The sequence below is a fragment of the Streptomyces sp. NEAU-YJ-81 genome (assembly GCF_017592595.1).
GTDB classification, from domain to species: domain Bacteria; phylum Actinomycetota; class Actinomycetes; order Streptomycetales; family Streptomycetaceae; genus Streptomyces; species Streptomyces hygroscopicus_B.
This window is the reverse complement of the sequence record NZ_JAGFNO010000009.1, coordinates 154,797-168,162: the sequence shown is the minus strand read 5'-3', so window position 1 is coordinate 168,162 and position 13,366 is coordinate 154,797. Positions and strand designations below refer to the sequence as shown.

The 13,366-nt window shown below is 73.1% G+C and carries 15 protein-coding genes; 9 read left to right on the top strand and 6 right to left on the bottom strand.

The window, feature by feature from the left end:
- Positions 1 to 199 precede the first annotated feature (199 nt).
- From J5X86_RS21805 to J5X86_RS21775, 7 genes are all read left to right on the top strand, one after another.
- Positions 200 to 1,033 (top strand): M55 family metallopeptidase, encoded by an 834-nt coding sequence (locus tag J5X86_RS21805; RefSeq protein WP_208518426.1) that lies wholly within the window; start codon positions 200 to 202, stop codon positions 1,031 to 1,033.
- The gene (locus tag J5X86_RS21800) at positions 1,026 to 2,366 is read left to right on the top strand and encodes a M20/M25/M40 family metallo-hydrolase (RefSeq protein WP_208518425.1); all 1,341 of its coding nucleotides are present in this window, start codon (positions 1,026 to 1,028) and stop codon (positions 2,364 to 2,366) included. The genes J5X86_RS21805 and J5X86_RS21800 overlap by 8 nt, the downstream gene beginning before the upstream one ends.
- A gap of 36 nt (positions 2,367 to 2,402) precedes the next feature.
- A complete protein-coding gene (locus J5X86_RS21795) occupies positions 2,403 to 4,448 on the top strand; it encodes a prolyl oligopeptidase family serine peptidase (RefSeq protein WP_208518528.1) in 2,046 nt (681 codons plus the stop codon).
- Positions 4,445 to 5,188 carry a 4'-phosphopantetheinyl transferase superfamily protein gene (locus J5X86_RS21790; protein ID WP_208518424.1) on the top strand — a complete coding sequence of 248 codons (744 nt, stop codon included), beginning with the start codon at positions 4,445 to 4,447 and terminating at the stop codon, positions 5,186 to 5,188. The genes J5X86_RS21795 and J5X86_RS21790 overlap by 4 nt, the downstream gene beginning before the upstream one ends.
- Positions 5,181 to 5,735, top strand: a complete 555-nt coding sequence (locus J5X86_RS21785; protein WP_208518423.1) for a GNAT family N-acetyltransferase — start codon at positions 5,181 to 5,183, stop codon at positions 5,733 to 5,735. Before J5X86_RS21790 ends, J5X86_RS21785 begins: the two co-directional genes overlap by 8 nt.
- Positions 5,736 to 5,852: 117 nt before the next feature.
- On the top strand, positions 5,853 to 8,060 hold the full coding sequence (locus J5X86_RS21780; protein WP_208518422.1) for a DUF5107 domain-containing protein: 2,208 nt from the start codon (positions 5,853 to 5,855) through the stop codon (positions 8,058 to 8,060).
- Positions 8,061 to 8,411: 351 nt separating this feature from the next.
- Positions 8,412 to 8,855, top strand: a complete 444-nt coding sequence (locus J5X86_RS21775; protein ID WP_208518421.1) for a DUF5709 domain-containing protein — start codon at positions 8,412 to 8,414, stop codon at positions 8,853 to 8,855.
- A 32-nt stretch (positions 8,856 to 8,887) separates the two neighbouring features.
- Here J5X86_RS21775 and J5X86_RS21770 read toward each other — a convergent pair whose 3' ends face one another.
- From J5X86_RS21770 to J5X86_RS21750, 5 genes are all read right to left on the bottom strand, one after another.
- Positions 8,888 to 9,241, bottom strand: coding sequence for a VOC family protein (locus J5X86_RS21770; protein WP_014055744.1), 354 nt, complete (start codon positions 9,239 to 9,241; stop codon positions 8,888 to 8,890).
- 23 nt (positions 9,242 to 9,264) lie between these two features.
- Complete coding sequence (locus J5X86_RS21765; protein WP_208518420.1) at positions 9,265 to 10,080, bottom strand: class I SAM-dependent methyltransferase; 816 nt, start codon at positions 10,078 to 10,080, stop codon at positions 9,265 to 9,267.
- Positions 10,081 to 10,332: 252 nt separating this feature from the next.
- Positions 10,333 to 10,716 carry a CBS domain-containing protein gene (locus J5X86_RS21760; RefSeq protein ID WP_208518419.1) on the bottom strand — a complete coding sequence of 128 codons (384 nt, stop codon included), beginning with the start codon at positions 10,714 to 10,716 and terminating at the stop codon, positions 10,333 to 10,335.
- A 133-nt stretch (positions 10,717 to 10,849) separates the two neighbouring features.
- On the bottom strand, positions 10,850 to 11,233 hold the full coding sequence (locus J5X86_RS21755; protein ID WP_208518418.1) for a DUF2795 domain-containing protein: 384 nt from the start codon (positions 11,231 to 11,233) through the stop codon (positions 10,850 to 10,852).
- Positions 11,234 to 11,294: 61 nt separating this feature from the next.
- Entirely contained in the window at positions 11,295 to 11,525 is a 231-nt protein-coding gene (locus J5X86_RS21750) for a hypothetical protein (protein ID WP_208518417.1), read from the bottom strand.
- 294 nt (positions 11,526 to 11,819) lie between these two features.
- Here J5X86_RS21750 and J5X86_RS21745 point away from each other — a divergent pair, with 294 nt between their 5' ends.
- Entirely contained in the window at positions 11,820 to 12,329 is a 510-nt protein-coding gene (locus tag J5X86_RS21745; RefSeq protein WP_208518416.1) for a phage holin family protein, read from the top strand.
- 6 nt (positions 12,330 to 12,335) lie between these two features.
- Positions 12,336 to 12,911 carry a TIGR03086 family metal-binding protein gene (locus J5X86_RS21740; protein ID WP_208518415.1) on the top strand — a complete coding sequence of 192 codons (576 nt, stop codon included), beginning with the start codon at positions 12,336 to 12,338 and terminating at the stop codon, positions 12,909 to 12,911.
- A gap of 106 nt (positions 12,912 to 13,017) precedes the next feature.
- Here J5X86_RS21740 and J5X86_RS21735 read toward each other — a convergent pair whose 3' ends face one another.
- Positions 13,018 to 13,182, bottom strand: coding sequence for a hypothetical protein (locus tag J5X86_RS21735; RefSeq protein ID WP_208518414.1), 165 nt, complete (start codon positions 13,180 to 13,182; stop codon positions 13,018 to 13,020).
- Positions 13,183 to 13,366 lie beyond the last annotated feature (184 nt).

Genomic DNA, 13,366 nt, shown 5'->3' with positions numbered 1-13,366 from the left:
TGCCCGCGGGCGGTTGGGGCGTGTGCCCGCGGGTGGTTGGGGCGTGTGCCCGCGGGTGGTTGGGGCCCTTCCCCGCGGGTGGTCGGGGCGCGGCGGGCATGCGCCGGACGAGGCGGGCACGGGCCGGGCGCGACAGTGGACTGGACCAGTTATCCACAGGGGTGGTTCGGGTCGGGCGCGGCGCGTAACGTGACGAGGCATGAAGATCCTCATCAGCGCCGACATGGAGGGCGCCACCGGCGTCACCTGGCCGGCTGATGTGCTGCCCGGCACCCCCCAGTGGGAGCGCTGCCGCCGTCTGTTCACCTCCGATGTGAGCGCGGCCGTCGCCGGATTCCTCGACGGCGGTGCGGACGAGGTGCTCATCAACGAGGCGCATTGGACCATGCGCAATCTGCTGCTGGAAGAGCTGGACGATCGAGCCCAGATGCTCACCGGTCGGCACAAGAGCCTGAGCATGGTCGAGGGCGTGCAGCACGGTGATGTGGACGGAGTGGCGTTCGTCGGCTATCACACCGGCGCGGGCACCGAGGGCGTCCTCGCCCACACCTACCTCGCCAACTCCATCACCGGAGTGTGGGTGAACGGCGCGCGGGCGAGCGAAGGCCGGCTCAATGCCCTGGTGGCCGCCGAGTACGGGGTGCCGGTGGTGCTGGTGACCGGGGACGACAAGACCTGTGAGGACGCCGGGGACTATGCGCCGGGCGCCCGTTCGGTCGCGGTCAAGGACTATGTCTCGCGCTATGCGGCGGTCTGCCGCACCCCCGCCCGCACGGCCGCGGACATCCGGGCGGCGGCGCGGGAGGCGGCGGTGCTGGCGGTGCGCCACGAGCCCGCGCGCGGCGGGCCGTTCACGGTGGAGCTGGAATTCGACGCCGAGCATCTGGTGGGGGCGGCGAGCGTCGTGCCGGGCGTGGAGCGCAGTGGCGAGCGGCGCGTCGCGTACACCTCACCGACCATGTACGAGGGGATCCGCTGCTTCAAGGCCGTCACGACGGTCGTCTCGGCCGCGGTGGAGGAGCAATATGGCTGACACGGACCGTCCGGAGACCATCGACGCCCAGACGCTCGACGAGGTGGTGCGGTTCACCTCCGAGCTGATCAGGATCGACACCACCAACCGCGGCGGCGGTGACTGCTCGGAGCGCCCGGCCGCCGAGTATGTGGCGGAGATGCTCGGCGATGTGGAGATCGAGCCCACCTTGCTGGAGCGGTCGCCCGGGCGCACCAATGTCGTGGCCCGGATCGAGGGCACCGATCCGTCCGCGCCCGCGCTGCTGGTCCACGGCCATCTGGACGTGGTGCCCGCCGAGCCCGCCGACTGGACCGTGCACCCCTTCTCCGGGGAGGTGCGCGACGGCGTCGTCTGGGGCCGGGGCGCCATCGACATGAAGAACATGGACGCGATGGTGCTCGCGGTCGTCCGGGCCTGGGCGCGGACGGGCGTGCGGCCGCGCCGGGACATCGTGCTGGCCTTCACCGCCGATGAGGAGGACAGCGCCGCCTGGGGTTCCGGCTTCCTCGCCGAGCGCCACGCCGACCTCTTCGAGGGCTGCACCGAGGGCATCAGCGAGTCCGGAGCCTTCACGTTCCACGCCGGGCCCGGGGCGCGGATCTACCCCATCGCGGCGGGGGAGCGCGGCACGGCCTGGCTGAAGCTCACCGCGCACGGCCGCGCCGGACACGGCTCCAAGGTCAACCGGGACAACGCGGTCAGCCGGCTCGCCGCCGCCGTCGCCCGGATCGGCGAGCACCGCTGGCCGGCCCGGCTGACGCCCACGGTGAAGGCCGCGCTCACCGAACTGGCCGCGCTCCAGGGCATCCCGGCCGATGTGGACGCGGCGGACTTCGACGTCGACGCCCTGCTGGCCAAGCTGGGGCCGGCCGCCGCCCTGATCGAGCCGACCGTGCGCAACAGCGCCAACCCCACGGTGCTGGAGGCCGGTTACAAGGTCAATGTGATCCCCGGCAGCGCCACCGCCTATGTGGACGGGCGGATGCTGCCCGGCGGCGAGGACGAATTCCACGACACCCTGGACCGGCTCACCGGACCGGACGTGGAGTGGGAGTTCCACCACCGCGAGCGCCCGCTGGAGGCGCCGATCGACACCCCCACCTACCGGGCGATGCGCGCCGCCGTCGAGCACTTCGACCCGGGCGCCCACGCCGTGCCGTACTGCATGTCGGGCGGCACCGACGCCAAGCAGTTCTCCCAGCTCGGCATCGCCGGATACGGCTTCTCACCGCTGCGCCTGCCCGAGGGCTTCGACTACCAGGCGCTCTACCACGCCGTGGACGAGCGGGTCCCGGTGGAAGCCCTGCACTTCGGCGTCCGGGCGCTCGACCACTTCCTGCAGAGGGCGTGAGGATCGGTGCGAACGGTGCAGCAGCAGACGGCCGTCATGGCCCCCTACGGAGCCTGGAGTTCCCCGGTCGACGCCGCGCTCGTCGCCTCGTACGACGGCCATCCGGAGTATGTGGGCACGGTCGGCGAGGAGGTGTGGTGGACCGCGCCGCGCCCCGGCGAGGGCGGCCGCCGCGCCCTGATCCGGCGGCGGACCGACGGCGCGGAGGTCCCGGTGCTGGCCCCGCCGTGGAATGTGCGCAGCAAGGTGATGGGGTACGGCGGGATGCCCTGGGCCGCGGTGGACCGCGCGAGCGGCGGCCCGCTGGTGGTGTTCGTCCACTTCGCCGACCAGCGGTTGTACATCCATGAGCCGGACGCCCCGGCCGGGGGCGCGCCGCGCCCGCTGACCCCGCTGTCGGCGGTGGGGGAGGGGCTGCGCTGGGCGGATCCGGTGCTGCGCCCGGAGCGCGGCGAGGTGTGGTGTGTGCTGGAGGAGTTCACGGGCGAGGGGCCGACGGATGTGCGGCGGGTGATCGCCGCCGTACCGCTGGACGGTTCGGCCGCCGAAGATCGCGCGGCGGTGCGCGAGCTGACCGACGACCGGCATCGCTTCCTCACCGGGCCCCGGCTCTCGCCCGACGGCCGGCGGGCCGCCTGGATCGTCTGGGACCACCCCCGGATGCCCTGGGACGGCACGGAGGTGATGCTGGCCGATGTCGCGGAGGACGGCTCCTTCACCGGCGCCCGGGCGGTGCTGGGCGGGCCGGATGAGTCGGTCGCCCAGATCGAGTGGGCCGAGGACGGCGCGCTGCTCGCGGCCACCGACCGCATGGGCTGGTGGAATCTGCACCGTCTGGAGCCGCCGGCGGAGGTGGCCGGTGCGCGGGAATGGGCCCCGGCCGGTCGGCCGGTGGCGCTGTGCCCCCGCGAGGAGGAGTTCGGCGGGCCGCTGTGGAAGCTGGGCCACCGCTGGTTCGCCCCGCTGGCCGGCGGTCTGATCGCGGTGCTGCACGGCCGGGGCGCGGCGGCCCTCGGCATCCTCGATCCACGGACCGGCGGGACGGCCGATGTGCCGGGCCCCTGGACCGAATGGGAGCCGACGCTGGCCGTGAACGGCACGCGCGTGGTCGGCGTCGCGGCGAGCCCGCACAGTGGCCATGAGGTGATGGAGCTGGACGTCTGCACCGGCCGCTCCCGGGTCATCGGCAACGCGTACACCGACCCCGTGGACCCCGCGTACTACCCCCGGCCCCTGGCCCGCACCTTCACCGGACCGGACGGCCGGGAGATCCACGCCCAGCTCTATCCACCGCGCCATCCCGGCCACACCGCACCGGACGGAGAGCTTCCGCCGTATGTGATCTGGGCCCACGGCGGGCCCACCGGCCGCGCCCCGCTCGTGCTCGACCTGGAGATCGCCTATTTCACCTCACGCGGCATCGGCGTCGCCGAGGTCAACTACGGGGGCTCCACGGGCTATGGCCGCGCCTACCGCGAGCGGCTGCGCGAGCAGTGGGGCGTGGTCGACGTCGAGGACTGCGCCGCCGTCGCCGGGGCGCTCGCCGACGAGGGCATCGCCGACCGCGCCCGGCTCGCGATCCGCGGCGGCAGCGCGGGCGGCTGGACGGCGGCGGCCTCCCTCACCGCCACGGATCTCTACGCCTGCGCCACCGTCACCTACCCCATCCTCGACCTGGTCTCCTGGGCCACCGGCGGCACCCATGACTTCGAGTCGCGCTACACCGAATCGCTGGTCGGCCCCCTCGCGGAGGTGGCGGACCGCTACCGCGAGCGCTCCCCGCTGCACCGGGCCGACCGCATCGGCTCGCCCTTTGTGCTGCTCCAGGGGCTGGACGACACCATCTGCCCACCCGAGCAGTGCGAGCGGTTCCTGGCTGCGGTCTCCGGGCGTGGCATCCCGCACGCCTACCTCACCTTCGAGGGCGAGGGCCATGGCTTCCGCCGCGCCGATACGATGATCCGCGCCCTGGAGGCCGAATTGTCGCTGTACATCCAGACCTTCGGGCTGATCAGATCCGATGTGCCTACCCTGGAGCTGCTGACATCAGCGGCCCCGAACTCCACTGGAGGAGCGAGTTGACACCCCCACCGGCCCCGCGCATCGTCGGCTCCGAGCCGCTGCCCACCGCCGTCGCCGGTGCCTGGCCGCAGGGCGGCGAGCCCGAGACCTGGCTGCTCAGCGTCTCCCGGTACACCGCGGCCATGGACCCGGGCGCGCCCGGCACGATTTTGGACGCCGAGGAGCGGGAGCGGGCCGCGAAGTTCCTGCGGGCGGAGGACCGCGAGCGCTATACGGCGGCCCATCTGGGGCTGCGGGAGCTGCTCGGCGCCTATCTGGGCATGCCCCCGGCCGACGTTCCGTTCACCCGCGAGACATGCCCCGGCTGCGGCGGTCCGCACGGCCGCCCCGCCGTGTCCGGCACCCCGCTGCACTTCAACATGTCGCACGCCGGTGATCTGGTGCTCTTCGCCTTCGCGGGCTCCCCGGTCGGCGTGGACGTGGAGAAGCTGCAGCCCGCCTCGGTGGTAGACCAGGTCGCCGAGAGCCTGCATCCCAAGGAGCGCGCCGAGCTGGACGCGCTGGCACCGGCCGACCGGCCCGCCGCCTTCGCCCGCTGCTGGACCCGTAAGGAGGCCTATCTCAAGGGCCTGGGCACCGGCCTGTCCCGGGACCCGGCGGTCAACTACGTCGGCACCGGGCTCTCCCCCGTGCCCGTCGGCCCGTGGGCGATGACCGACATCCCCGTGGACGAGGCCATATCCGGTGGCTCCGGCTATGCGGCGGCCATGGCGCTGCTGTCATCATTGCCGCATGCCTGACGTCCGGTATGTCACCGAGGGAACCCGGGCGGCCATCCGCCGCACCACCCGCGCGGACGGTGCGGAGTTCGTCAGGCGCGCCCGGGAGAGCATGGAGTTCCACCGCCCCTGGCTCACCCTCCCCACCACCGAGCGGGCCTATCTGCACTACATCGCCCAGCTTGAGCGCGAGGACCGCGAGGGCTTCCTCGTCTGTGCCCGGGACACCGGGGACATGGTCGGGTTCATCAACATCAACAACATCGTGCGCGGCGCCTTCCAGTGCGGCTCGATCGGCTACGGAGCCTTTCCGCCCGCCGCCGGACAGGGCTATATGTCCGAGGCACTGGGGCTCGTTCTGCGCCATGCCTTCGGGCCGCTGGGGCTGCACCGCGTCGAGGTCAACATCCAGCCGGGCAACAAGGCGTCGTTGGGGCTGGTGAAGCGCCATGGCTTCCGGCTGGAAGGGTTTTCCCCAGACTTCCTCTATATCGAGGGCGCGTGGCGCGACCATGAGCGCTGGGCCATGACCAGCGACATGCTGGACCAGCCGATCGGTCCTGGCTGACGGGGCACCATGATCGGTCCGAAGCGGCTCTGTTCAGCGGGCCCCACGACGTTGTTCCATGGTCATCGGACGGTCGCCGCACCGAGGTGACCCAAGGCAGTCGGAGCGAGGCAGCCCGTGGCCACGAGCGTGCGACGTACCACCCTGACCCTTCCCACCGCCCCCGTCGGGCCCGACAACCCCCTGCCCGCGCTGCGCCCCCTCGACGAGGTGCACCGCGTGGACGACCGCGTCCGGGCCACGCTCCCCTCCGACATGGCCCGTCAGGTCGCCCATGCCCCCCTGCGGTCGGTGCTGCCGGTGCGGCTGCGCGACGGCTACGGCCGCGACCGCGCCCCCGCCACGCTCGACGCCATCGTCCTGGAGAACGACCGGCTGCGGGCCACGGTGCTGCCCGGGCTCGGCGGCCGGGTCCACTCGCTGATCCACAAGGCCACCGGCGATTCCGCCGACACCGAGCTGCTGTACCGCAACCCGGTGCTCCAGCCCGCCGACTTCGCCCTCAATGGCGCCTGGTTCTCCGGCGGGATCGAGTGGAACATCGGCGCCACCGGCCACACCACCCTGTCCTGCGCACCCCTGCACGCAGCCCGCGTCCCCGCCCCCGACGCCGCCGACGGGGGCGCGATGGTGCGGCTGTGGGAGTGGGAGCGGCTGCGCGATCTGCCCTTCCAGGTGGATCTGTGGCTGCCCGCCGACTCCGCGTTCCTCTACGTGGGCGTCAGGATCCGCAACCCCCACCACCTCCCCGCCCCCGTCTACTGGTGGTCCAACATCGCCGTCCCCGAGGACGAGCACACCCGCGTCCTGGCCCCCGCCGACGACGCCTGGCACTTCGGCTACGCCCGCACCCTCAGCAGGGTTCCGGTCCCGGAGTGGGACGGCGCCGACCGCACCTATCCGCTGCGCGGCGCCTACCCCGCCGACTACTTCTACGAGGTGCCCGACGGCGCCCGCCGCTGGATCGCCTCCCTCGACGGCGACGGCAGCGGCCTCGTCCAGACCTCGACCGATCTGCTGCGCGGGCGCAAGCTCTTCGTCTGGGGCGCGGGCCCCGGGGGACGGCGCTGGCAGCAGTGGCTGACCGAGCCCGGCACCGGCGGCTACGCCGAGATCCAGGCCGGGCTCGCCCGCACCCAGCTTGAGCACATCCCGCTGGAGGCGGGCGAGGAGTTCGCCTGGCTGGAGGCGTACGGTCCGCTGACCGCCGACCCGGCCGCCGTCCACGGCACTGACTGGGCCGCCGCCCGCCGCGAGACCGAGACCCGGCTGGAGGCGGCGCTGTCGCGCGCCGCGGTCGACGCGGCCTACGCCGCCTGGCGCCCGTACGCCGACGCGGAACCGGCGGAGCAGCTCGCGACCGGCTCCGGCTGGGGCGCGCTGGAGGCCGAGCGGGGCGGGTTTCAACTGCCCGGTACGCCATTCGACCCGGGCACGCTGGGGGAGGACCAGGAGCCGTGGCGCCGGCTGCTGCGCACCGGCGCCCTCCCCGACTGGGAGCCGGGCCCCTCCCAGGCCGACCCCGGCGCCTCCCTGGTCGCGCCCGCCTGGCGCGACCTCCTCGAAGCGGCCCCCTCGACCGCGGGCGCCGAATACCACCTGGGCGTCGCCCAGTGGCATGCGGGCGACCGCGCACAGGCCGAGCGCAGCTGGGAGCGGTCGCTGCGGTGCGCCGAAACGCCCTGGGCACTGCGCTGTCTGGCCGTGGCCGACACCGCCTCCGGCCATCCGGCACGCGCGGCGGACCGGCTGTTGCGCGCCGTACAGCTCCTCCTCGCCTCGGGCACCGTCCCGCCGCAGGAGGCGGACCCGGTGCTCGAAGCGGCGGGAGCGGGGCAGGGACCGGGGCCGGGAGTAGGAGTGGGAACGGGACAGGGGGCGGAGGCGGCCGGAGCGCCGACCGCCGTCTCGCTGGCCGCGCCGCCCGTCGCTGCCGCCGCCGACCCGGTCGCCCTGGAGGCGGCGGAGGCGGCGCTCGGCCGGGAGGCGATCGTCGCGCTGCTCGCGGCCGACCGCGCCGACGACGCACGGGCGGTCCTCGACGCCCTGCGCCCCGCCATCCGGGCCCGCGGCCGCTTCCGGCTGCTGCGCGCACAGGTGCTGCTGGCCCAGGGCGACGCCTTGGCCGCCCGCGCCGTCTTCGACGAGGGCTTCGAGGTCTGCGATCTGCGCGAGGGCGACGAGGCGTTGAGCGACACCTGGTACGCGATCGTGGAACGGCTGGTGACGGGGACCGACGAGCCCCTGACCGAGGAGGCACGGGCACGGGCCAGGACCGAGCACCCGCTGCCCGGCCGCTACGAGTTCCGCATGCGCCCCACATAGCGGGCCTGCGGCCCGCATTGGGGCGATCCGGGTTGCGCCCGCAGGCGGCCTCGGCCCCGAGCGGGCCTGCCCGGGGCGTGAGCGTGAGCGGTCTGCGTCCTGTCACTGGCCTGCGGGCCGCATGACGACCTCCCCGGGTTGCGCCCGCAGGCGATCTCGCCCGAGAGCGGGCGTGCCCGGGGCGCGGGGGCGAGTGGCCTGCCCCCTGCGAGTGGGGTGCATCCGCCATGGATGCCGCGCGGCTGCGCCCGCGTTCGCGTTGCACGGTGTGGCCTGCATAGGGCTGGCCCAAGGGGGCACCCGGTCGTGGATGTCGGCATAGCGCACGAGCGAGCGGAAGGAGCCGCGACCGTGAGGACACCGCATGACCCCGGCGCGGATCCCGAGGACGAGGGGATCCCCGATCTGCAGGACGGTACGCCCGAGCAGCAGCGGGCCGAGGATCCTGAGCAGTTGCCCGTGCCCGGGGACGAGCCGACCATCGCCGAATACCGGGACACCACGAGCGCGGAAACGCATGAGCGGGAGTCGCTCGAGGAGCACTTGACCGATGAGGAGCCGGAGACGGGGGAGCCGGTCGGCATCGAGGCGGAACGGGCGGGGCTGCTGTACGACGAGCCGGACCCCGACTTCCCGCGCGAGCAGGACGTCTACTCCCAGGAGGGCTCGACCAGCGGGCTGTCAGCCGAGGAGGAGGCGGTCCGGATCAAGAGCGATGAGCTCCGTGATGTGGACGATCTCTACGAGGAGTTCGACGACGAGGAGCTCACCGAGGATCCGGGACCGCCCTCCTGACGGGTCTGCCGGACGGTGAGTTCACGGGCGGGTCACGCCATCGGGTTCCGGTCGACGTACTCGAAGATCGAGCCGTCGGGGTGGCGCGCGACCAGGGTCCGGCCCACGGGGGCGGGCAGCGGACCGGCCACGATCTGCCCGCCGACCGCCGTGAGATCCGCGATCGCCTCGTCCACGTCCTTCACCGCGATCGTCGCCGTGATCTTGCGAAGAATCGACAGCTCCGACTCCGGACCGCTCATCAGAAAGAAGCAGCCGACCGCCGCGACCGAGACCGGGCCGCGCTGGAAGCGCACCGCCTCGGCTCCCGTCAGCCGTTCGTAAACGGCGATCGCCGAGTCCAGATCGTCGACGCACACGCGGAGTGAAGTCCCCAGAATATCCATGCGGGTGAGCCTAGTTGAACTGCTCAGACGCGGCAGAGGATCTCACCGTGCAGGACGGCGAACCAACCGTCCGGGGCCTCGCCCCATGCCCGCCACGCGTCCGCGATCGACCGCAGTTCCTCCTCGGTGGCATGGCCGCCGTCCACCGCGCGCCGGGCGTAGGAGGAGGCGACCGTGCGGTCCGCCCACAGCCCGCTCCACCACGCCCGCTCCTCCTCGGTGGCGTAGCACCACGCCGAGGCGGTCGAGGTGATGTCGATGTCGGTGAACCCCGCCTCCAGCGCCCAGGAGCGCAGCCTGCGACCGGCGTCCGGCTCGCCGCCGTTGGCCCGCGCGACCCGGTGGTAGAGATCCAGCCAGCCGTCCAGGCCGGGGACGGACGGATACCAGGTCATGGCGGCGTAGTCGGAGTCGCGCACCGCCACGATGCCGCCCGGCGCGCACACCCGTCGCATCTCGCGCAGCGCCCCCACCGGGTCGCCGACGTGCTGCAGCACCTGATGGGCGTGGACCACGCAGAAGGAGTCGTCGGGGTAGTCCAGCGCGTGGACGTCGGCGACCGCGAAGGACACGTTCGTCAGCCCGCGCTCCTCGGCCACCGAGCGGGCCCGCTCCAGGATGGAGTCCTCGGCGTCGACGCCCGTGACCTGCCCCTGGGGGACCAGTTCGGCCAGGTCGGCGGTGATGGTGCCGGGGCCGCAGCCGATGTCCAGGATCCGCATATGGGGCCGCAGATGGCCGGTCAGATACGCGGCGGAGTTGGCCGCCGTGCGCCAGGTGTGCGAGCGCAGCACCGACTCATGGTGGCCGTGGGTGTAGACGGCGGCGTCCTTCGACATGGCGGAACTCCCCCTTCGGGACCGGTGAGCGGGTGGCTCCACGGTAGAAGGCATCTCGCATCACGAGAAGAACCGTCTCACTATGTAAGAAGTGTGAGTGCTATGCGGAAGCGGCGGCGGTCTCATGGCGAAGCGGCGGCGGTCTCATGGCGAAGGGGCGGCGGTCTCATGGCGAAGCGGCGGCGGTCTCATGGCGAAGGGGCGGCGGGGGAGGACCCCCACCGCCCCTTCGGCGGAACGTGCTGCGGGAATTCAGGGCGGCTCCGTCGCATCGCCCAGGCTGATCACGCCCAGCGGACGCCCCGCCTCGACGACCGGAAGCCGCCCCACCGCATGTCGCCGCATCAGCGCGGCCGCCTCGGCCACCTCCTTGTCCGGCCCGATGGTCACCGGGTCCGGAGTGCACACGGCATGGCAGGTGACGGCGAGGGGGTCGATGCCCTCGGCGACAGCGCGGAGGGTGATGTCGCGGTCGGTGAGCACACCGAGCAGCTCCCCGTCGCTGGCGACCAGCACATCGCCGATGCCCTGTGCGCGCATCAGCTGAGCCGCTTCCACCAGCGAGGCATCGGGGTGCACCCAGATCACGGGCCGCGACATGACTTCCCGCACATAGCGAGGTGGGTCCTGGGACATCTGTCCACCTCCCCTTCGTGGGTGATGTGCTGCCCGCAGTACCCGCGCGGGGCGGGTGCTATGCGTGCCGGTGTGCGCCGTCCCCTCGACGTCTCGCCGTCCCTCCATGTCTTACGTGGGTCTTACGAGGGTTTTACGAGGCCGGGCGCATCCCCAGCGCCGAGACCACCTCCTGCACCGTGTGGAACGTCCGGTCCGCGGGCAGTTCCTCGGCCAGAGCGATCAGACCGTCCGGTGTGTGCCGTTCTTCCAGGACGCGCAACAGCTCCTCACGATCGGCGGGGAACGACGTACGTCCCAGCCGGCGCGCGAACTCGAACCGCACCGCCTCGGCCTCACCGGTCGTCCCCCGGGCCGGGACCGGCCCCAGGGTCACGTCCGGGTCGTCGTCGGCGCCCGGCTCCGGGTCGTGCCACTCCTCGGCACGGGTCGGGTGCCCGGAGCGGATCAGCCCCTGGAGCTCGTGCTTCATCTCGTCGTCCTTGTGGACGCTCAGCCGGTCGCTGCCTCGCTGCATGTCGGTCCCCTTCCTCAGCGGGTCCGTATGTGTCTCCCGGGTCGGTCGTCTCCCGGGATGGTCAGTCCGCGCCGCCCTCGTACGGCCGGCGCACCGCACGGCAGGTGGCCCGGTCGGCGCCCTGCCCTTCCAACCGGCGAATTGCCTGGCGGGCGGCGCGTTCCCGTTCCTGGGCCGCGGATTCGTCGGGGCGCGAGGTGTCGAAGTGGGCGCCGGCCCAGGAGCCCGGGCGGTCAGGGCGGTCGTAGAGCGGTTGGAGCGGTTGGAGCGGTTGGAGATGTCCGAGTCGCATGTACTCCCTCCAGCTTTCGCGTCCCCCACGCGTACCCGTCGCGATGGCATCGACACGAGGTTGTCGGGTGCGTTTGAGGACCCCGGGGGCGGGGACCCGTCGTGCGGCCGAGCGGCCCGTAGGGAGTGAGGAGCGGCGTCGGACGTGGGATATCAGGGGCCGCGTTCGACGCCGTGCCCTGTCTTGCCCTGCGGATGTGCCCGCGTATCCGTGTCCCGTCCGTTTTCCGTCCCATGCCCCGCCCGTGTCGGCCGGGACTGTTAGCGAGGATGGGGCACGGGTACTCGGCGGCGCATGACTGATAAATCGGGCTACCCGAAGGCAGGCATACCCTCGGCCGGGGACCTGGCGGAGCCGGTCGCACGGGCCGTCCGCGACGAAGTCCGCAGGGAGCTGCGGGAGCAGTCCGGGCGGCGCGCGGTCCGCCTCTACGGTGGCGCGGCGGCGGCCGCGCTCTACGCCGGGGGTGCGCTGACGGCGTGCCTGGTGCTGCTCTTCGCCCTCGCGCTTCCGGCGTGGGCGGCGGCGCTGATCGTTTTCGCGCTGTTGCTGGTGGCGGCGGGGTGGCTGAAGAACTCCGCGGCGCAGGCGTCGGGGCCGGGGCCGGGAGTGGCTTCTGGGCCGACCGCGCCCTCGGGGCCTTCGGGGCCTGCCCCGCCTACGGGCCCTTCGGGTCCCGCCGCTCCGGGTTCCGCTGGTCCCTCGGGCCCCTCCGGGCCCTCCGCGCCTCCCACGCCGCCGACGCCTCCGGCGCCGGGGTCCGGGGCGCCTCCTCAGCCCCCTCAGCCTCCTCAGACGGGGTGATCGCCCATGGCGGAGAATCGGCTGCTGGCCAGGCACGGCGAGGCGCTGGACCTCTTCACCGAACGGGTGCACGCGATCCGGCCCAATCAGTGGGACGACCCGACGCCCTGCACCGAGTGGACCGTACGGGATCTGGTGAACCATCTCGCGGTCGAGCAGATGTGGGTGCCGCCGCTGGTCCGGGAGGGGGCGAGCGTCGCCGACCAGAGCGATGCGCTGGAAGGCGATCTGCTCGGTGACGACCCGGTCGCCACGTGGGACGTGGTGGTCGCCGCGGCGCGGGACGCCTTCCGCGAGCCGGGGGCCCTCGACCGGACGGTCGACCTCTCGTACGGGGAGAGCCCCGCCACGCATTACTGCGCCCAGATGACGGCTGACGCGGCCGTGCACGCGTGGGATCTGTCGCGGGCCATTGGGGCGGAGGAGCGCATTCCGAAGCCGCTGGTGGACTTCTCGGTGCGGGAGGTCGCGCCGTATGCGGCGGACTTGGAGGAGAGCGGGCTTTTCGCGGCGCCTGTGGAGCCACCGTCGGGAGCGGATGCGCAGGCCCGGCTCTTGGCCTTGCTCGGCCGCGAGCCGTAGCGGGGGGCGTGGGCGCCTTCGGCGGAGAGCCCCCACCCCGCCCCTTCCCGAAACGAGGGGCTCCGCCCCTCGACCCCGCCGGGGCCCCGCCCCCCGACCCCGCTCCTCAAACGCCGGAGGGGCTGGTGTCCCCCACCAGCGGTACTTCGACGGTCCGTCCGGTCGGGGCGAGTCCGGGCAGCAGGAACGGGCTCTCCTGGTCGTGAGGCATCCGCATGATGATCTCCTCGACGAGGAAGTCGCTGCCCACCGACCGATCCACCGTCTCCACGATGGTGTTCCGCGGAATGCCCGGAATGAAGAGGTCGCGGTACCGTGTGCTCCTCCCACAACGCGACCACGATGCCTCCTTCAGCGAGCCTGCGATCCGCCGGTGCCGACGGGCGGGGGGGGGGGGGGGGGGGGCGCCCCCCCCCCCCCCCCCCCCCCCCCGACGCCCCCCCCCCCCCCCCCCC

What these genes read in the sequence shown, in the direction of transcription:
- J5X86_RS21805 (WP_208518426.1), top strand. Translation starts at nt 200, where the DNA reads ATGAAGATCCTCATCAGCGCCGACATGGAGGGCGCCACCGGCGTCACC.
- J5X86_RS21800 (WP_208518425.1), top strand. Translation starts at nt 1,026, where the DNA reads ATGGCTGACACGGACCGTCCGGAGACCATCGACGCCCAGACGCTCGAC.
- J5X86_RS21795 (WP_208518528.1), top strand. Translation starts at nt 2,403, where the DNA reads ATGGCCCCCTACGGAGCCTGGAGTTCCCCGGTCGACGCCGCGCTCGTC.
- J5X86_RS21785 (WP_208518423.1), top strand. Translation starts at nt 5,181, where the DNA reads ATGCCTGACGTCCGGTATGTCACCGAGGGAACCCGGGCGGCCATCCGC.
- J5X86_RS21770 (WP_014055744.1), bottom strand. Translation starts at nt 9,241, where the DNA reads ATGGATATTCTGGGGACTTCACTCCGCGTGTGCGTCGACGATCTGGAC.
- J5X86_RS21765 (WP_208518420.1), bottom strand. Translation starts at nt 10,080, where the DNA reads ATGTCGAAGGACGCCGCCGTCTACACCCACGGCCACCATGAGTCGGTG.
- J5X86_RS21760 (WP_208518419.1), bottom strand. Translation starts at nt 10,716, where the DNA reads ATGTCCCAGGACCCACCTCGCTATGTGCGGGAAGTCATGTCGCGGCCC.
- J5X86_RS21755 (WP_208518418.1), bottom strand. Translation starts at nt 11,233, where the DNA reads ATGCAGCGAGGCAGCGACCGGCTGAGCGTCCACAAGGACGACGAGATG.
- J5X86_RS21750 (WP_208518417.1), bottom strand. Translation starts at nt 11,525, where the DNA reads ATGCGACTCGGACATCTCCAACCGCTCCAACCGCTCCAACCGCTCTAC.
- J5X86_RS21745 (WP_208518416.1), top strand. Translation starts at nt 11,820, where the DNA reads ATGACTGATAAATCGGGCTACCCGAAGGCAGGCATACCCTCGGCCGGG.
- J5X86_RS21740 (WP_208518415.1), top strand. Translation starts at nt 12,336, where the DNA reads ATGGCGGAGAATCGGCTGCTGGCCAGGCACGGCGAGGCGCTGGACCTC.